At 69.4% G+C, this 17,885-nt stretch carries 18 protein-coding genes; 5 read left to right on the top strand and 13 right to left on the bottom strand.

Annotated elements, in window-relative coordinates:
• Window positions 1-115: 115 nt before the first annotated feature.
• The 5 genes from thpD to BKA02_RS05515 form a co-directional block, all read right to left on the bottom strand.
• A complete protein-coding gene (thpD, locus tag BKA02_RS05535) occupies window positions 116-1,015 on the bottom strand; it encodes an ectoine hydroxylase (RefSeq protein WP_179432041.1) in 900 nt (299 codons plus the stop codon).
• Window positions 1,016-1,064: 49 nt separating this feature from the next.
• Complete coding sequence (locus BKA02_RS05530) at window positions 1,065-1,457, bottom strand: ectoine synthase (RefSeq protein WP_179432039.1); 393 nt, start codon at window positions 1,455-1,457, stop codon at window positions 1,065-1,067.
• Complete coding sequence (ectB, locus tag BKA02_RS05525) at window positions 1,454-2,761, bottom strand: diaminobutyrate--2-oxoglutarate transaminase (protein WP_179432037.1); 1,308 nt, start codon at window positions 2,759-2,761, stop codon at window positions 1,454-1,456. Before ectB ends, BKA02_RS05530 begins: the two co-directional genes overlap by 4 nt.
• A gap of 86 nt (window positions 2,762-2,847) precedes the next feature.
• Entirely contained in the window at window positions 2,848-3,366 is a 519-nt protein-coding gene (gene ectA / locus BKA02_RS05520; RefSeq protein ID WP_179432035.1) for a diaminobutyrate acetyltransferase, read from the bottom strand.
• Window positions 3,367-3,523: 157 nt separating this feature from the next.
• A complete protein-coding gene (locus BKA02_RS05515) occupies window positions 3,524-5,770 on the bottom strand; it encodes an MMPL family transporter (protein ID WP_179432033.1) in 2,247 nt (748 codons plus the stop codon).
• On the opposite strand from BKA02_RS05515, the gene BKA02_RS05510 reads away from it, so the two are divergent.
• Entirely contained in the window at window positions 5,763-6,194 is a 432-nt protein-coding gene (locus tag BKA02_RS05510; RefSeq protein ID WP_179432031.1) for an NUDIX domain-containing protein, read from the top strand. The two genes, BKA02_RS05515 and BKA02_RS05510, sit on opposite strands and share 8 nt — an antisense overlap.
• 11 nt (window positions 6,195-6,205) lie before the next feature.
• Here BKA02_RS05510 and BKA02_RS05505 read toward each other — a convergent pair whose 3' ends face one another.
• Window positions 6,206-7,096 carry a rhomboid family intramembrane serine protease gene (locus BKA02_RS05505; protein ID WP_179432029.1) on the bottom strand — a complete coding sequence of 297 codons (891 nt, stop codon included), beginning with the start codon at window positions 7,094-7,096 and terminating at the stop codon, window positions 6,206-6,208.
• A 29-nt stretch (window positions 7,097-7,125) separates the two neighbouring features.
• Window positions 7,126-7,683: a peptidylprolyl isomerase gene (locus tag BKA02_RS05500; protein ID WP_179432027.1), complete on the bottom strand. Its 558-nt coding sequence runs from the start codon at window positions 7,681-7,683 to the stop codon at window positions 7,126-7,128.
• Between the two features lie 109 nt (window positions 7,684-7,792).
• On the opposite strand from BKA02_RS05500, the gene BKA02_RS05495 reads away from it, so the two are divergent.
• Complete coding sequence (locus tag BKA02_RS05495; protein WP_179432025.1) at window positions 7,793-8,308, top strand: DNA helicase; 516 nt, start codon at window positions 7,793-7,795, stop codon at window positions 8,306-8,308.
• A gap of 38 nt (window positions 8,309-8,346) precedes the next feature.
• Window positions 8,347-8,796, top strand: coding sequence for an aminoacyl-tRNA deacylase (locus tag BKA02_RS05490; RefSeq protein WP_370467860.1), 450 nt, complete (start codon window positions 8,347-8,349; stop codon window positions 8,794-8,796).
• A 120-nt stretch (window positions 8,797-8,916) separates the two neighbouring features.
• Here BKA02_RS05490 and BKA02_RS05485 read toward each other — a convergent pair whose 3' ends face one another.
• The gene (locus tag BKA02_RS05485; RefSeq protein ID WP_179432021.1) at window positions 8,917-9,174 is read right to left on the bottom strand and encodes a cell division protein CrgA; all 258 of its coding nucleotides are present in this window, start codon (window positions 9,172-9,174) and stop codon (window positions 8,917-8,919) included.
• 68 nt (window positions 9,175-9,242) lie between these two features.
• On the opposite strand from BKA02_RS05485, the gene BKA02_RS05480 reads away from it, so the two are divergent.
• Window positions 9,243-10,109, top strand: a complete 867-nt coding sequence (locus tag BKA02_RS05480; RefSeq protein ID WP_179432019.1) for a class E sortase — start codon at window positions 9,243-9,245, stop codon at window positions 10,107-10,109.
• Window positions 10,109-10,276, top strand: a complete 168-nt coding sequence (locus BKA02_RS05475; protein ID WP_179432017.1) for a hypothetical protein — start codon at window positions 10,109-10,111, stop codon at window positions 10,274-10,276. The genes BKA02_RS05480 and BKA02_RS05475 overlap by 1 nt, the downstream gene beginning before the upstream one ends.
• A gap of 3 nt (window positions 10,277-10,279) precedes the next feature.
• Here the strand turns inward: BKA02_RS05475 and pknB are convergent, their stop codons facing one another.
• The 5 genes from pknB to BKA02_RS05450 are packed head-to-tail and all read right to left on the bottom strand — an operon-like array spanning window position 10,280 to window position 17,878.
• Window positions 10,280-12,022, bottom strand: a complete 1,743-nt coding sequence (pknB, locus tag BKA02_RS05470; protein ID WP_484502625.1) for a Stk1 family PASTA domain-containing Ser/Thr kinase — start codon at window positions 12,020-12,022, stop codon at window positions 10,280-10,282.
• Between the two features lie 19 nt (window positions 12,023-12,041).
• A complete protein-coding gene (locus BKA02_RS05465; RefSeq protein ID WP_179432015.1) occupies window positions 12,042-13,790 on the bottom strand; it encodes a serine/threonine-protein kinase in 1,749 nt (582 codons plus the stop codon).
• Window positions 13,787-15,244, bottom strand: a complete 1,458-nt coding sequence (locus tag BKA02_RS05460; protein ID WP_179432013.1) for a peptidoglycan D,D-transpeptidase FtsI family protein — start codon at window positions 15,242-15,244, stop codon at window positions 13,787-13,789. The genes BKA02_RS05465 and BKA02_RS05460 overlap by 4 nt, the downstream gene beginning before the upstream one ends.
• Before the next feature lie 13 nt (window positions 15,245-15,257).
• Window positions 15,258-16,643 (bottom strand): FtsW/RodA/SpoVE family cell cycle protein, encoded by a 1,386-nt coding sequence (locus BKA02_RS05455; RefSeq protein WP_179432011.1) that lies wholly within the window; start codon window positions 16,641-16,643, stop codon window positions 15,258-15,260.
• Complete coding sequence (locus tag BKA02_RS05450; protein ID WP_179432009.1) at window positions 16,640-17,878, bottom strand: PP2C family protein-serine/threonine phosphatase; 1,239 nt, start codon at window positions 17,876-17,878, stop codon at window positions 16,640-16,642. Before BKA02_RS05450 ends, BKA02_RS05455 begins: the two co-directional genes overlap by 4 nt.
• Window positions 17,879-17,885: the final 7 nt, after the last annotated feature.

Genomic DNA, 17,885 nt, shown 5'->3' with positions numbered 1-17,885 from the left:
ATCCGGGGCCGTGATCCTCAGCATAAGAATCGAGATGTCACGGACGCTTCTCGGATCCTGATCGATTCCGCGACGAAGCGGCGGTCCGAACGGATCGGACCGCCGCAGTGCCCCGTCAGCGCAGGGGTGTGAAGTCCCGGTTGGCGATGTGCGACGGACGCGGCGCCTTGGCCGCGAACGGCTCGACGAGGGCGTTGTCCACGCTGTTGAAGACCATGAACACGTTCGAGCGCGGGTAGGGGGTGATGTTGTTGCCCGAGCCGTGCATGATGTTCGAGTCGAACCACAGAGCGGATCCGGCCGCTCCCGTGAACTGGTCGATCCCGTACTGCTCGGCCAGTTCGGTGATCGCCTCGTGGCTGGGCACGCCGGCCTCCTGCGCCTTGAGCGACTCCTCGTGGTTGTTCTCCGGAGTGGCGCCCACGGCCGGCACGAACGTGCGGTGCGAGCCGGGCATCACCATCAAGCCGCCGTTGAACGGGTAGTTGTCGGTGAGTGCGATCGACAGGCTCACCGCACGGGGGATGGGCATGCCGTCTTCGGCATGCCAGGTCTCGAAGTCGGAGTGCCAGTAGAACCCGGTGCCGGTGAAGCTCGGCATGTAGTTGATCCGGGTCTGGTGCAGGTACACCTCCGAACCCAGGATCTGCCGCGCACGATCGAGCACCTTCGGGCTGCGACTGAGAGCGTCGATCACCTCGCTGAGCCTCTCGACCTCGAACACCGAGCGCACGGCTCCCGTGGTGCGCTCGGTGATGAGCCGCGGGTCGCCGCTGAGCGCGGAGTCCGCAGCGAGACGATCCAGCTCGGCGCTGAACGCCCGCACCTCCTCAGGGGTGATGAAGTCGTCGAGCACGGTGTAGCCGCGGGCGTCGTGCGCCTCCAGCTCGCCGGCTGAGAACGGGCCGGTCTCGGCCGATCCCCATACGGCGGGCTGGCTGCGTGCGATGTTGTCCCGCACCTCGTCGACGCGGGTCGGGAAGAGGTCCTCTGCGGTCGTCGTGTCGTTCGTCATGAATCGTTCTCCCTTCTCTTCGGTGATCGGTGCGAACGGCGGGCGCCGATCACACCGCGTCGGTCACCAGCGGGTACACGCCGTTCTCGTCGTGCACCTCGCGGCCGGTGACGGGCGGGTTGAACACGCACACGGTGCGCATCTCGGTGCGCGGCCGCACCTCGTGCTCGTCGTGGTCGTTCAGCAGGTAGAGCGACCCGGGCGCGAGGGGATGCGTCTCACCGGTGGCCAGGTCGGTGATCTCGCCCTCGCCCTCCACGATGAACACCGCCTCGATGTGGTTCGCGTACCAGAACCGGTTCACCGTGCCGGCGTAGAGCGTGGTCTCGTGCACCGAGAAGCCCACGCCCTCCTTCGCGAGCACGATGCGCTTGCTGCGCCAGTTCTCGCTCTTGATGTCGGCGTCGGTGTCGGTGATCTCGGCGATGCTGCGCACGATCATGCGTCGTCCTCCTTGCTCGTCGTGGCGCCGACCAGCTCGGACGTGGGTATGGATGGCCCCAGCACGGAGAGCACGCAGTCCTCGATGATCGCCAGTCCGCGCTCCAGCTCGGCATCGCTGATGGTCAGCGCCGGCAGGATCTTCATGACCTCGCCCTCGGGACCGGAGGTCTCCATGAGCAGACCGCGGGTGAACGCGGCGCGGCACACGGCCTCCGCGGTCTCCCCGTCGGGGAACTGCAGGCCGCGGGCCAGGCCGCGGCCCTTGGCGACCAGGTTCAGGTTCGGGTAGCGGGCGACGATGCCGTTGAACCGGCTCTCCACCTTGGCCCCCTTGGCCAGCGTCGAGGCCTTCAGCCCGTCGTCGCTCCAGTAGCGCCGCAGGGCGGCGGCCGCCGTGGCGAAGGCGGGGCCGATGCCGCGGAAGGTGCCGTTGTGCTCGCCCGGCTCCCAGATGTCCAGGTCGGGACGGATCAGCGTCAGGGCCATGGGGATGCCGTAGCCGCTGATCGACTTCGACAGGCACACGATGTCGGGGACGATCCCGGCCTCCTCGAAGCTGAAGAAGTCGCCCGTGCGTCCGCATCCCATCTGGATGTCATCGACGATGAGCAGGATCTCGCGCTCCTTGCAGATCTCGGAGAGCCGGCGCAGCCACTCCACGCGTGCGGCGTTGATGCCGCCCTCGCCCTGCACCGTTTCCACGATCACCGCGGCAGGCGTGTTCAGACCGCTGCCGGCGTCGTCGAGCAGGCGCTCGAAGTAGAAGAAGTCGGGGTAGTCGCCGTCGAAGTAGTCGTCGTAGGGCATCGGCGTCGCGTGCACGAGCGGAACGCCCGCACCGCCGCGCTTGAGCGAGTTGCCGGTGACGGCCAGGGCTCCCAGGGTCATGCCGTGGAAGGCATTGGTGAAGTTCACGACCGATTCGCGGCCGGTCGCCTTGCGAGCGAGCTTCAGCGCCGCCTCGACGGCGTTCGCGCCGCCGGGTCCGGGGAAGACGACCTTGTAGTCGAGGCCGCGCGGCTCGAGGATGACCTCCTGCAGCGCCTCGAGGAAGTCGCGGCGCGAGGAGGTGAACATGTCCAGCGAGTGCATGACGCGGTCGTCGCCGAGGTAGTCCAAGAGCACCTTCTTCAACTCGGGGTTGTTGTGCCCGTAGTTGAGCGCGCCGGCTCCCGCGAAGAAGTCCAGATAGGCGCCTCCGCGCTCGTCGTACATCATGCTGCCCACGGCGCGGTCGAACACGACCGGCCAGGAGCGCGAGTAGCTGCGGACGTCGGATTCCAGTTGGCTGAAAATATCCATCGGGTGGGGTTTCTCCTCCTTGTGATCACGTGCGGAGAATGCACGCCGCCCGGGTCGGGCGGAGGTCATGGGGATGTGCGGACCGGTCAGTGCACGGGGTGCGGCCCGATCGTGTACAGGCGTTCGGGGTCGTGATGCTCCCCGGTCTCGCCCGCTGGGATGAGGTGCGCGCTCTCGAAGAGCGGCTCGACCGTCAGGGGGGCGTCGTCCCAGCGCCGGGCGAAGCCGCGGAACAGCTGCTGGGAGGCGCCGTTGTCATCGGTGATCGTCGTCTCGACGGCGCGCACCGGGACGGGCGAGGCGTCGTCGACGAGATCCTGGAGCAGCCGGCCGGCGAGGCCGAGGCCGCGGAAGCGCTCATCGACGGCGACCTGCCAGATGAACAGGCAGTCCTGCCGTGCGGGGCGCCGGTAGCCGATGATGAACCCCGCCGGGGCGTCGTCGACGAGCGCGATGCGTGAGGTCGCCGAGAAATCCCGCGCCCACAGGACGTAGGCGTACGGCGTGTTCAGATCGAGCGTGCGCGAATCGCGGGCGATGCGCCACAGTTCGGCGCCATCGTCGAGGCGGGGTGCGCGGACGCGGATCGCGGGCTCGGAGCCCATCGCGGAAGTCAGAACGCGGAACGGTCGATCGGCGGGAAGGCGGACACGGTCATCGGTTTCGTATGCATCATCTTCAGTCTCGATATCGGTGTGCGTCGTCGAACTTCCCTTCCACAGTGTCATGGATGGGATCGAGCCTCAAATCGAGGGACGCGCCTCAGTCGTCCGCTCGGCGGCTGAGCTTCGAGGGCCACCAGATGGCCCCGTCGATGTCGTAGGCAAGGGCAGGCACGAGCAGCGAGCGCACGACGAAGGTGTCCAGCAGCACCCCGAAGGCGACGATGAACGCCAGCTGCAAGAGGAACAGGATGGGGATGACCGACAGCGCCGCGAAGGTCGCCGCCAGTACGAGCCCCGCCGAGGTGATCACGCCGCCCGTAATGGCCAGCCCGCGCAGGATCCCGGGACGGGTGCCGTGCGCCGCCGACTCCTCGCGCACCCGTGTCATGAGGAAGATGTTGTAGTCGATGCCCAGCGCCACCAGGAACACGAATCCGTACAGCGGCACCGCCGGATCCGCTCCGGGGAAGCGGAAGACGTGGTTGAACACCAGCGCCGAGACGCCCATCGCCGTGCCGAACGACAGCACCGTGGTGAGCACGAGCAGCACAGGGGCGACCAGTGAGCGCAGGAGCAGCATCAGGATCACCATGATGACCGCGAGGATCACGGGGATGATGAGGGTGCGGTCGTGGATGGAGGCGTCGTCGGTGTCGATGGCGGTGGCCGTCACGCCTCCCACGAGCGCGTCGAACCCCGACAGGTCGGAGCGCAGCGAGCGGACGGTGTCCTCCGCCGCGGTCGAGTCGGCGGCGTCCGCGAGGGTGGCCTGTAGCATCACCCGGCCGTCGACGACCGTGGGCTCGGGGGCCTGTGCGCCGGGCGGGCCGACCGCGACGATCCCGTCCTCGGTGACCGTGGCTGTGCCGCTGGCGGAGTCGGCGGTGACGGCCACGCCCTCGACGCCGTCGTGTTGCAGCAGGAGATCGGCGACTTCCTGCAGGTCGCCCTCGTCGACGACGACGTAGGCGGGGCTGCCCGATCCGCCGGGGAAGTGTTCTCCCAGTGCGATCTGCCCGTCGCGGGCCTCGGATGATCCGAGCACGAGCTCGGACTGCGCGACGCCGGAGGCGTTCAGCTGCGTCGCCCCGAAGGCGCCGACCAGCAGCACGGCGACCGTCGCGACCCAGATGGCGCGGGGGCGGGCGCGCACGGCACCGGCGAGCCGGGACCACAGCCCCTTCGACGGCATCCCGTCCTCCGCGGCGACGACCTCGGGCTCGAATGCCGGGCGGCGGGGCCAGAACACCGTGCGCCCGAACGCGAAGAGCAGGGCGGGCAGAAGCGTGAGCGCGGACAGCATCGCGAACACGATGCCGATGGCGGCGACCGGACCCAGGGTGCTGTTCGACTTCAGGTCGCTCAGCAGCAGGCAGAGCAGCCCCGCGATGACCGTGCCGCCGGAGGCGACGATCGGTTCGACCGAGCCCTTCCACGCCGCCGCGATCGCCGCGCCCCTGTCGTTCGTGACGCGCAGCTCCTCGCGGAAGCGCGAGACGAACAGCAGGGCGTAGTCGGTGGCGGCCCCGATGACGAGGATGAACAGGATGCCCTGCGTCTGCCCGCTCAGCAGCAGCACGCCCCACTTCGCCAGCCACCACACGACCAGGAGGGCCACGCACAGGGCGAACAAGCTCGTGGAGAGCACGACGATCGGCAGCAGGAAGGAGCGGTACACGAGGATGAGGATCACCAGCACCGCGCCGAACGCGACGAGGATCAGCAGGCCGTCGATCCCCGCGAAGCCGGCCACGAGGTCGGCGGTGAACCCGGCCGGTCCCGTGACGTAGACATCCACACCGGCCGGTGCGGCGGCCCGCAGCTCGTCTCCGAGCGCGGCGACGGCGTCGCCCACATCCGCATCCGCGTCGATCGGCACGAACGCCTGCGCGGCGCGGCCGTCGTCGGAGGGGATCGGCGGGGAGATGTCGCCGACGACGCCTTCGACCGACGGCGCCTCGTCGAGCGCGGCGCCGATGGCCTCGAGCTGCTCCTCGGTGAACTCGTCGTCGCCGACGAAGACGACGATGCCGGGGATGGCGTCCGAACCGCTGAACTCTCCGAGCAGCCCCTGCACCTCGGTCGCGTCGGCGGAGTCGGGCAGGTAGGCGGTGCTGTCGTTCGAGGAGACCTCGTCGACCTTCCCGAACAGCGGCCCGCCCAAGGCGGCCCCGCCCAGCCAGAGGAGGATGAGCACGGCGGGCAGCAGAACCCTCAGCCACGCGCGGGCGGGGCGGCGGTCACGGGTGCGCAGCGGCGCGGCCGGATCAGTCACCTCCTCACGGTACTCGCTCGCGGGCGGCGGCGAGGGAGCGTCGCGGGCGTAGGGTGAGCACGTGGACATGCGCGTCGCGGCATACGCCGTCATCACCGACGATCGCGACCGCATCCTGCTCGCGCGATGGACCGAGGGTCGCCGTGTTTCCTGGACGCTGCCCGGCGGGGGCCTTGAGGCGGGCGAGGATCCCGAGGTCGCCGCCCGGCGCGAGGTGCGAGAGGAGACGGGCTACAAGGCCGTGCTCGACGAGCTGCTCGGCATCCACTCGCGCGTGATCCCCGCCCGCCGGCGCGTCACCCAGGGCGCCGCGGGACCGCTGCACACCCTACGGATCGTGTATCGCGCGCACATCGTGGGCGGCCGGCTCCGGTTCGAGGAAGACGGATCGACCGACATGGCCGGCTGGTTCGGTCTCGAAGAGCTCGGCGCGCTGCAGCGGGTGAAGCTCGTCGACATCGCGCTCGGGATGGCAGGGATCACGAGCGGCTGACCCCTGACGCCTCAGCGCGCGAGCAGGATCGCCGGCGGCACGAACGCCACGATCACGAGCAGGGCGACCACGATCGCGGCCAGCAGCACGATCTGCCACACGCGCTGGTCGGGCCGCCGCGTGCGGGTGAAGACGAACCCGATCAGCGCGCCGATGATCGCCCCGCCCACGTGCGCCTGCCAGGCCACGTTGAACCCGGGCACGAACCCGAGCACGAGGTTGATGCCGAGGATCACGAGGATGCCCGTGACGTTCGCGCCGAGATGCCGCCCGATCACGAGCAGCGCCGCCATGAGCCCGAACACCGCCCCCGAGGCGCCGACGGTCGCGGTGGTCGGCGCGATGACGGCGACGGCGACCGAGCCGCCGAGCGCGCTGATGGCATACAGGGCGATGAACCGCCACCGGCCGATGAGCGGCTCCAGGCTCTGCCCGATCATCCACAGCGCGAGCATGTTCAGGCCGAAGTGCCAGAAGCCGCCGTGCACGAGAGCGGCGGTGAGCAGACGCCAGGGTTCGAACGGATACGGCGAGATCTGCGGATACAGGTATGGCGCCGCGAACAGGAACGTGTCGGTGATGTGCAGGCCGGGGATGAGCTGCAGCAGTCCGACGAACGCGGTGAGCGCGAGGATGGCGTAGGTCGCCACGGGCTTTGCCCCCGCCCGCACCGCGACGACGCCGCCCCCGCGCCCCCAACTGCGTCGCGCGCGCTTCTGCGCGGACGATTCCGCCTTGCGCTGCTCGGCCAGGCATTCGGGGCAGATCACGCCGACCGCTGCCTGGGTCTGGCACTGCGGGCAGATCGTGCGCATGCAGCGCTGGCACAGCACGAAGCTCTGCCGATCGGGATGCCGATAGCAGAAGTTGTCGCGATTGGCCGCGAAGCCGGTGTCTGTCATGGGGTGCGAGCGGCGCTCGGCGGCGCGGGTCAGGCGGCGACGATATCGACCGACTGCAGCACGACGTCGTCGATCGGGCGGTCGCCCGCGGCGGTCGGCACGGCGGCGATCGCGTCGACGACCTTCTTGGAGGCGTCGTCGGCGACCTCGCCGAAGATGGTGTGCTTGCCCTGCAGCCACGGCGTGGGGTCGGTCGTGATGAAGAACTGCGAGCCGTTGGTGCCCTCGACCTCGCCGGTGGCGGGGTTGCGGCGCAGGCCCGCGTTGGCCATGGCCAGCTTGTAGGGCGCGTTGAAGTCGAGCTCGCCGTGGATCTCGTCGTTGAAGGTGTATCCCGGACCGCCCACGCCCTGGCCGAGCGGATCGCCGCCCTGGATCATGAAGTTCGGGATGATCCGGTGGAAGATGACGTCCTTGTAGAGGGGACCCTCGCCCGGCTTCCCGGTGGCGGGGTCGGTCCACTCGCCGGTGCCGTCGGCAAGGCCGACGAAGTTCTTGACCGTGCGCGGCGCGTGATCGCCGAACAGGTTGACGACCATGTCGCCGTGGTTGGTGTGCAGGGTCGCGACGTGAGAGGGGTAAGGCATGGTTCCATTCTCGCAGAGGATCCGATGAGTTCTCGGGGAACTCTCTGGCTAACGCCCTCGTGTCTGGCAAGATGGAGCATCCGAACCCCAAGTCGATCTGGGAGGCACCGTGGGCACCACGCGTAAGCGCAAGAAGGAACTCCGCCGTCTGCAGGGCGACGCCACCAAGCTGTGGGAGTCGCAGCAGGTTCTCGTGGCCGATGCGGCCGATGTCGCGCGCGAGGCCGGCCGCCAGCTCGGCAACTTCGGGCGGGAGCGGGTGGTTCCCGCCGTGCAGGATGCGTATGAGAACCGCGTCGTTCCGGCCGTCGACCGCGGGGTCAAGTTCTCCAAGCACATCGTCGACGACCGCGTCGCGCCCGCTGTGGGCGGCGTGATCGGCACCGCGCTGTCGGCGTGGGACGTCGCCAACGCCAAGCGCGCCAAGGCTCTCGGTCGCCCGACGCCTGCCCGCCTCGCCCCCGTCGCCGCTCCGAAGAAGAGCGGCCCCGGCATCGGCGCGGTCATCGCGATCGTCCTCGGCGTCGGCGCCGCGATCGGTGTGCTCGTCGCCGCATGGCAGACGCTGCGTGCCGACGACGAGCTGTGGGTGGCCGACGACCCGCTGAGCACTCCCGGAGCGTGAGCTCCGACGCGGCCGCCGCATCCGACCCGCATGCGCGGGTGCGGGATGCGGCGGCTTTTCGTGGTCTCGACATCGAGATCCTCGAACGACCGGAGGCGCGAAGCCTCGCCGAGGCCGCCGCGTTGCTGGGCATTGAGCCCTCGGGCATCGTCAAGACCCTCGTGGTCAAGCGCGCTGACGACACGTTCCTTTTCGCCCTCGTTCCCGGCGGGCGCAAGATCTCGTGGCCCAAACTGCGCGCCGTCGTCGGCGTCAACCGGCTCACGATGCCCGATCCGGAGGTCGCAAAGGCGGCCACGGGGTACGCGCGTGGCACGATCGTGCCGATCGGCAGCACGCAGGACTTGCCGGTGTTCGCGGACGCGTCGATCCTCGGCCGCCGCATCGCGATGGGCGCCGGATCGCACGGGTACAGCCTGTTCGTCGACGCGGATGCCCTCGCCGCCGCCTACGACGCGACCGTCGCCGATATCTCCGAGCCGGAATAGGCGAAGAATGACACGTGTGTAATTCTCCCCACCTGGGGATAGACCTGTGGATAACTCCGTCGACGGAGACGATGATGCCCCCGCACGCGGCGAGGGCATCGGAAGGTCGACCGGGCGGGGTCAGCGCCAGCGGGTGGTCATGAGGAAGCCGATCATGGCGATGCCGAGCCCGATGAGCAGGTTCCAGGCGCCCAGGCCCGGGATCGGGTACGCCTGACCGCTGATGTAGTACACCAGGATCCAGACCAGGCCGAGCAGCATGAAGCCCACCATGAGGGGCTTGAACCACACCGCGTTGGGGGCGGCGTCGGCCGCGCTGTGCTCGATGACGGGCTCGTCGTTCTTGTCGGAACGTGCGCTCTTCTCGGACCGTGCCATGCCCCCATCCTAACCGGCGGGGCGTCGCCGTCAGGGACTGTACAAACGAGACCGGTAGGATCGCCCGCATGACGCAGGTTCGGGGGGATGCACCGCTGCGCCGTGACCGTCGTCGTGCGCAGCAATGGCCCGCGCAGCCGGCGGCCGATCCCGTGCAGACGCGCGAGCCGGAGCGCCGCCCTGCGCACGCTGCCCGCAAGGCGCGGCCTCGCGTCTCGGTGCTGGGCGTGCTCGGCGAGCTGCTGCTGACGGCCGGGGTGGTCATCCTGCTCTACGTGGCCTGGCAGATGTGGATCGGCGACATCATCATGAGCACCGCGAACAACGAGAAGGGGCATGAGATCAGCCGGAACTGGGCAGACGGCCCCGCGCCCGAACCGCCGCCCGTGCTGGAGGAGCCGGACGACCCGGGTGGCGAGCCGACCTACGAGGCGCCCCTGCTGGCTCCGCCCGGAGACGGTGAGTACTTCGCGCAGATGATCATCCCGCGCTTCGGCGCCGACTACAACAACATCATCGCGGGAGGGGTCACTCGCCCCGTGACCCTCGACGAAGGATGGATCGGGGTGTACCCCGATACGACCATGCCCGGTCAGGTGGGCAACTTCGCCGTCGCCGGCCACCGCACCACGTGGGGTGCGCCGCTGAACCAGGTCGACAAGCTGCAGCTGAACGACCCCATCGTCGTCGAGACCCAGGAGGGCTGGTACGTGTACCGCTTCCGCACCCTGGAGTACGTCACGCCCGACAGCATCGACGTGCTCGACGCCGTGCCGCAGGGCGGCGGGATGGTCACGGGTGAGAAGTACATCACTCTCACCGCGTGCTCGCCGCTGTACTCGCTGGCAGAGCGCATCGTCGCCTACGGCGTGTTCGATCGCTTCCAGCCCCGGGCCGAGGGACCACCCGCGGCCCTGACGGAAGCGGGTGCGTGATGTACGCGGCACTCTGGCGGATCCTGCCCGGCCCCTGGTGGGTGCGGCTGATCATCGTGCTCGTCGCGGTGGCCGCGATCCTGTACGGCCTGTTCTTCTACGTGTTCCCCTGGGTGAGCCCGATCATCAGCCCGGGAGACGTCACGATCGAGTCCCCCGCGTCCTAGGAACTAGCCCGTGCAGTAGTTGAGGTCGATGGTCGACAGCACCGGCACATCCCCCGGGGCCACCGACATCGAGCTCACCGTGGCCGGCTTGGTCGCCGGGCACTCCGGATTCTCCACCTCGCGCCCGGAAAGTCCCAGACGCTCGAGCTCGGCCTTGGCGGCCTCCAGCTCCCACCCGGCGAGGTTGTTCAGCGTGACGACGCCGCTGGCGACGACGAGGTCGACGACGGTTCCCGGCGGCACCTCGGAGTCGGCCTTGACGCTTGCCTCGAGCACCGTGCCCTGGGCCGCGCGCGGATCGTCGTTCACCTGCCGCACGGTGCCGAGGGTGAGCCCCGCCTTGGTCAGCGCATCCGTGGCGGCGGCCTGGCCGAGGCCCACAAGCGTCGGCACAGTGGTCATCTGTGCGCCGGTGGACACATAGAGGGTGACCTTCTGACCCTTCTCGATGCGCGAGCCCGCGGTGGGATCGGAGCGCACGACATTGCCCTCGGTGACCTCGGCGTTGGCCTCGTTGATGCGCGCGGCAGTCAGGCCGAGCTCATCGAGCGTGCTCTCGGCGCGCTCGTATGACATGCCCGACAGGTCGGGAACCTCCCGGACGCTGTCGGGCACCACGCCGATCGGCCGCATCGCGACGACCCAGATGAGCACGGAGGCCAGCAGCACGGCCAGCAGCGCGACGCCGGCCCAGATCCATGCGACGGGCGGGCCCGACTGCGTGCGGGTCATGGTGGTGTCTGTGCTCAGCTGACGCAGGGTGCGCGCGGTCTCGGCCGCCTGACGCGGGCTCGGACCGTACAGCTCGCTGGTGAGTGCGCCGAGCTCCCGTTTCGTGGGCGCCTGCCCCGTCGAGGCGGCGTCGAGCTCGTGACGGAAGCTGGTCGCATCCGGGTAGCGCTGGAACGGATCCTTGGCCAGTGCGCGCAGCACGACCGGGTCCAGAGCGCGCCGCGCGGCGTGCTCGGCATCGTCCTCGTCGACGACGTCGCTGGGCGGCTCGGGCGTCTCGCTCACGTGCTGGTAGGCGATGGCGACGGGGGATTCGCCGCGGAACGGCTGACGCCCGGCGAGCATCTCGTAGAGCACGACGCCCGTCGAGTACAGATCGGTACGGGCGTCGACCTGCTCGCCCTTGGCCTGCTCGGGAGAGAAGTATGCGGCGGTGCCGAGGATCTGGGTGGTCTCGGCCACTGTCGACGACGAGTCCGACACGGCACGGGCGATGCCGAAGTCCATCACCTTCACGGTGCCGTTGCGGGTGATCATCACGTTGCCCGGCTTGATGTCGCGGTGCACGACACCGGCGCGGTGCGAGTAGGCCAGCGCCTCGAGGATGCCGTCGGTGTAGCGCACGGCGTCGCGCACGGGAACGGGCCCGCGGGCGATCACGTCTTTGAGCAGCTCGCCGTCGACGAGCTCCATCACGATGTACGGCACGGGCGCGTTCGGCGAGCCGCCCGCCTCGGCGGAGGCGTCCTCCCCGGCATCGAAGACGCGCACGATGCTCGGATGCGCCATTCGCGACGCCGACTGCGCCTCGGCGCGGAACCGCGCACGGAACCCGGCGTCGCGCGCGAGCTCACGATTGAGGATCTTCACCGCCACGTCGCGCCCCAGAGTCACGTCGTGCCCCCGATAGACCTCGGCCATGCCGCCCCTGCCGATGAGCTCGTCGACGCGATAGCGCCCCGAGATCACACGCGACTGAGCGGTCACCTGTCCTACCCCCTGCGATTCCCCCACGTGCCCAGGCTACCGGGGATCACTCTTCTTCCTGTGTCGTGGGCTGCGGGCTGGGGATGGCGACGATCGTCACCGACAGCTGCGGCGACGAGCCGGTCTCGCGAGCCTGGTCGCCCGAGCCGCACGTGGCGGTGTACGAGGCCGTGAGCTGCTGGCCGGGAAGGTTGGCCACGACGATGCTGGCACTGGTCGTGCCGGCGTCGAAGGTGTTGGTGCTCGTGCCGTCGGCGAAGGATGCCCCGCTGAGGGTGACCGTGTACGCGCTCACGTTGCCGGTGCCGCTGGGGCACACGTACGCATCCCAGGTGAGCACGAGCGTGGCGCCGGCCTCGGCATCGCCGTCGAGCGACGGCGGGTTCGGCGGGGTTCCGACCGAGGTGCGGTCGCCGTAGACGGTGAGGGCGAGGATCGTGCCCTTCGGCACGGTTCCTGTGGGCTGCACCTTGCTGACGGTGCCGACCTTGTCGTCGCTGGGGGCCGCGTCGCCCGTGGTGCAGTTCGCGTCGAGCCCGGCCTCCTTGGCCTTCGCGGTGGCATCGGCGCACGTCATCCCCACCAGGCCCAGCGCGTTCACGTCGACGCGATCGGCTGTGGGCGTCGGCGTCGAGCTCTTGGTGGGCGATTTCGGCGGGGTGCTCGCCGCGGTCGAGTCGGTGGGCGAGGGGCCCGCGTTCTGGTTGTTGACCAGGGCGAGCACGGTGCCGCCGAGGATGAGCACGAGCAGTGCGATGAGCGCGACGAGCGGCCACGTCCACGGGCTGCGCTTCTTCTTCTCGACGGGGGCACCCGCGGCGGCGTCGGTGGGGAGCTGCGCCGTCGTCGGCAGGATGCGCGTGGCGCCCTCGCCGCCCGACGCACCGAGCAGCTGGGTCACCGCGTCGTCGCCTCCGGCCGTCGTGAGCGCCGCGCCCGCGGCGATGGCGGGAACGGCGATGGCCGCGGAGTTCAGGTCGCCGCGGCGCAGCGCCTGCGCGGCACGGGAGACCGTGGCCGCCGACGACGGGCGGTCGGCGGGCTTCTTCGCGATCATCGCCATGACGAGGTTCTGCACCGGCACCGGCACCGTGGCCGGCAGCGGCGGCGGCTGCTCGTTGATCTGGGCCATCGCGATCGCCACCTGCGACTCGCCGGTGAACGGGCGCTTGCCGGTGAGGCATTCGTAGGCGACGATGCCCAGCGAGTATGTGTCGGTGGCAGGGGACGCGGGGTGTCCCGACGCTTGTTCTGGCGAGAGGTACTGCACGGTGCCCATCACCTGACCCGTGGCCGTCAGCGGCACCTGGTCGGCGATCCGGGCGATGCCGAAGTCGGTGATCTTCACGCGGCCGTCGGGCGTGATCAGCAGGTTTCCCGGCTTGATGTCGCGGTGCACGAGGCCCGCGGCGTGCGCGGCTTGCAGGGCGGATGCCGTCTGCGCGACGATATCGAGGGTCTTGTCGGCGCTGAGGGTCCCCTCGCGCTCGATGATGGTCGACAGTGCCTCACCGGGCACGAGCTCCATGACGAGGTAGGCCGAACCGTTCTCCTCGCCGTAGTCGAAGACGCTCGCGATGCCCTCGTGGTTCACGAGTGCGGCGTGACGGGCCTCGGCGCGGAAGCGCTCGAGGAAGCCCGGATCCCCCATGTACTCGTCCTTGAGGATCTTGATCGCCACCGTGCGGCCGATGACGTGATCCGTCGCCTCCCACACCTCGCCCATGCCGCCGATCGCGATCCGCGACTGCAGCTCGTAGCGACCACCGAACGACACTCCCTGCGTCGGCCTCATCTGCCCAGCACCGCCTCAATGACCTTCTTCGCAATCGGTGACGCGATCTCGTCACCGGACCCGGACTGATTCATACCCCCGCCATCCTCGACGACGACCGCCACGGCGATCTCCGGGTTCTCGGCCGGCGCGAACCCGGTGAACCAGAGCGTGTAAGGCTTGTCGTCACCGTTCTCCGCCGTGCCGGTCTTCCCGGCCACGTCGATGCCGTCTATTCTTGCACCCTGCGCCGCGCCACCCTGGACGCCGGCCACCAGCGCGGCGGTGATCGCCTTCGCCTCGTCGCCGCTCAGCGCGCGGCCCAGCTCCGAGTCCTCGTAGGCCTTGAGCACCGAGAGGTCATCGCCCAGCACGCTGTCGACCATCCGCGGCTTCATCACCACGCCGTCGTTGGCGATGCCCGCCGCGACCATGGCCATCTGCAGCGGCGTCGCGGTGACCTTGCCCTGTCCGAACCCGGTCAGAGCGGTCTGCGCGTCGTCCAGTCCCGACGGGTAGCTCGACGGCGTCGACTCCAGGGGCGTCTCGAACGACTGGTTGAAGCCGAACTTCTCGGCCATCTCCTTGATGGCGTCGTCGCCGAGCTCTGCGGCCAGCTCCGCCATCGGGATGTTGCAGCTGAGGCGGAGCGCCTCCGACAGCGTCACCGTCGCGCCCGATCCGCAGGTGCCGCCCCAGGCGTTGTGCACGGCTGTGGTCGTGCCGGGCAGCGTGTAGGCGGCCGGGTTGGGGAAGGCGGAGTCCATCGTGTATTGACCGGAGGCGAGCGCCGCCGCGGCGACGACGACCTTGAACGTCGAGCCCGGGGGGTTCAGGCCCCCGGCGATCGCCCGGTTGTACAGCGGGTCGGCGGGATCGGCGTCGAGCGTGTCGTAGGCGGCCTCGGCGGCATCCGGATCGTGCACGGCGATCGCGTTCGGATCGAATCCGGGCGTGGAGACCATGGCGAGGATGCGCCCCGATTTGGGCTCGATGGCGAGCACCGCACCCTGGTAGCCCTGCAGCGCCTCGTACGCGGCCTGTTGCGCGGCCGGGTCGAGGCTCAGAACGACGTTGGCGCCGTGCTGCGGCTGGCCCGAGATGATGCGCTCCACGGTGGCGAAGAACTGCGTGCCCCCGGTGCCCGACAGCTCGCTGTTCAGCGCCCGCTCGATGCCGGTGGCGCTGCCCAGCGCGGGGTTGTAGAAGCCGGTGACACTGGACCACAGTCCCGGGTCGGCGTACTGCCGCTGGAACGAGTACATGTCGTTGGATGGCGTCGACGAGGCGATCGGGGATCCCGCGACGATGATCGATCCGCGCTGGATCTGGTAGCTGTCCAGCAGGGTGCGGCGGTTGTGGTCGTTCTGCCCGAGACTTTCGGCGTCGACGACCTGGATCCAGCTGACCGCCACGAACAGCGACAGGAACATCATCAGGACGACGATGCTGATGCGGCGAAGCTCTTTGGTCATCCGATCACCGTCCTCATCCGATCACCACGCGCGGCTGGCGGCGCACCCCGTCGGAGATGCGCAGCAGCAGCGCCACGATGAGCCAGTTCGCCACGAGCGAGGATCCGCCGGCGGCGAGGAACGGCGTCGTCAGACCCGTCAGCGGAATGACCCGGGTCACGCCGCCGACCATGATGAACACCTGCAGCGCGATCGTGAACGACAGCCCCGTGGCCAGCAGTTTGCCGAAGTCGTCCTGCCCCGCCAGGCCGATCCGCAGGCCGCGGCTGGTGAACACCATGTAGAGGCAGAGGATGGCGAACAGCCCGATCAGGCCCAGCTCCTCGCCCAGGCTCGGGATGATGTAGTCGCTCTCGGCGAGCGGGGTCAGCTGCGGGCGGCCCTGGCCGAAACCGGTGCCGATGAGCCCGCCGTGCGCGAGGCCGAAGATGCCCTGCACCAGCTGGTAGCTGCCGCCCTGAGCGTCGATGAGCTCGGGGTTGAACGCGTCGAGCCAGTTCGTGAAACGGCCCTGCACGTAGCTGAGCACCCGGGTGGCGATGGCGACGCCGATCGCGACCATCGCCAGGCCGATGAGCACCCAGCTCGTCTTTCCCGTGGCGACGTAGAGCATCGCGATGAACATGCCGAAGATGAGCACGCCGGTGCCCAGGTCTCGCTGGGCGACGATGATGCCCAGCGAGATGATCCAGACCACGATCACCGGGCCGAGTTCGCGCATCCGCGGCCACGTGATGCCGAGCCACTTCTTGCCCACCGACGACAGGCTCTCCCGGGTGCGCACGAGGTAGCCGGCGAAGAAGATCGCGAGCAGGATCTTGGCGATCTCTCCCGGCTGGAACGAGAAGACGCCTCCGAGCGAGACCCACACGTCGGCGTTCGCATCCGGAATGGAAAGGCCCGGCACGAACGGCAGGAGCAGCAGGACGATGCCGCCCAGGCCGGAAAGATAGGTGAAGCGGTACAGCACCCGGTAGTTGCGCAGCGCGATGACGAGCGCGACGGCGCCGGCGATCGAGATGGCCGTCCAGGCCAGCTGCTTGCTGGAGTCCGCTTCCCACCCGGTGCTGTGGTCGGCGATGTCGAGCCGGTAGATCATCGCGATCCCCAGCCCCGTGAGCACTGTGGCGATGGGGAGCACGAAGGGGTCGGCGTCGGCGGCGACGAAGCGCAGCACGACGTGCAGGGCGAACGCGATGACGGCCAGCCCACCGCCGATGAACAGGATCATCGGGTCGATGGCGCCCAGCGCCCCCAGCTGCACGAGCGTGATCGCCGCGCCGGCGACCAGCACGGCGAACACCAGCAGCCAGAACTCGCGGTTGCGCTGGGTCTGCGGGCCCCGGATCCGGCGCAGCGCGCGCACCACGCTCGTGTCGGCGGTGAGCTGATCGGTCATCGATCGTCTCCCGCCGAGGTGCGCAGCCGGTCGACGATCCGTTCGGCGTCGTCGAGCGAACGGGCCGTGATCGTGCGCTGCACCTGAGAACGATCGAACGAGGGCAGGTCCTTCAAGCGGATGCCCGTGTCCTCGTGCACGCTCGACAGCGAGATCGGCCCGATGTCCTGCTGGATGCCGCGGTAGATGACCACGGTGTCGTCATCGGCACCCACGAAGTAGCGCGTCTGCGTCCAGTTGTAGCCGCCGAACAGCGCGGCGGCGATAAGGGCGACGACGACGACGAGACCGGTGATCCAACCGACTCGCCGTCGGCGCGCGCGGCGGCGATCCTCTTCGATGAGCTCCTCGAGGTACTCCGCGGCGGGCTCGAAGTGCGTCGGCTCGTTCGCCGCCTGGCGCACCGGGTGCAGCCAGCTCGAGCGCGCGGGGCGGGCGGCGGGCACGACCACGCCCTGCGGGTTCGAGGCTGAGCCGACGATCGTCGCCGTGCCGGAGACGAGCGGATGCTGCCCTCCCACGTCGACGATCACGATCGTCACGTTGTCGGGCGCGCCGCCGTCGAGCGCCAGTTTGAGCAGGCTGTCGGCGGTGCGGCCGGGGGCCATGCCCAGCCGCAGAACCTTGTCCATGTGCGCGTCGTCGACCACGCCCGACAGGCCGTCGGAGCACAGCAGCCAGCGGTCGCCCGGCTGGGTCGGCATGACGAACATGTCGAGCTCGGGGTCGGCATCCATGTCGCTGAGCACGCGCATGAGCACCGAGCGCCGCGGATGGAAGCGCGCCTCCTCCGGCGTGATGCGGCCCGAGTCGACGAGGCGCTGCACGAACGTGTGGTCGGCGGTGATCTGGGTGAGCGCGTCGTCGCGGTACAGGTAGATGCGGGAGTCGCCGATGTGGCCGATCACCGCGTACTCGCCGACCATGGCGATCGCGCTGAGCGTGGTGCCCAGGCCTGCGAGCTCGGGGCGGTCCTTCGCCGCGCGGATGAGGTCGCCGGCCGCGGTCGTGGCCGCCGCCTGCAGCTCGGCCTGCGCATCCTCCGTCGAGGTGTACGGGTGATCCAGCGGCTGCATCCGGTGGATGGCGAGGCTGGAGGCCACGTCTCCCCCGGCGTGGCCGCCCATGCCGTCGGCGACGACGAACAGGTTGGAGCCGGCGTATCCGGAGTCCTGGTTGTTGGAGCGGACCTTCCCGGTGTGGGAGATCGCGGCGCTCGAGCCCTCGAAGACCATGGCCGCC

This window comes from Microbacterium pseudoresistens (assembly GCF_013409745.1).
Classification (GTDB): domain Bacteria; phylum Actinomycetota; class Actinomycetes; order Actinomycetales; family Microbacteriaceae; genus Microbacterium; species Microbacterium pseudoresistens.
Note: the sequence above shows the minus strand (reverse complement) of the source record. Positions and strands in the feature narration are given on the sequence as shown.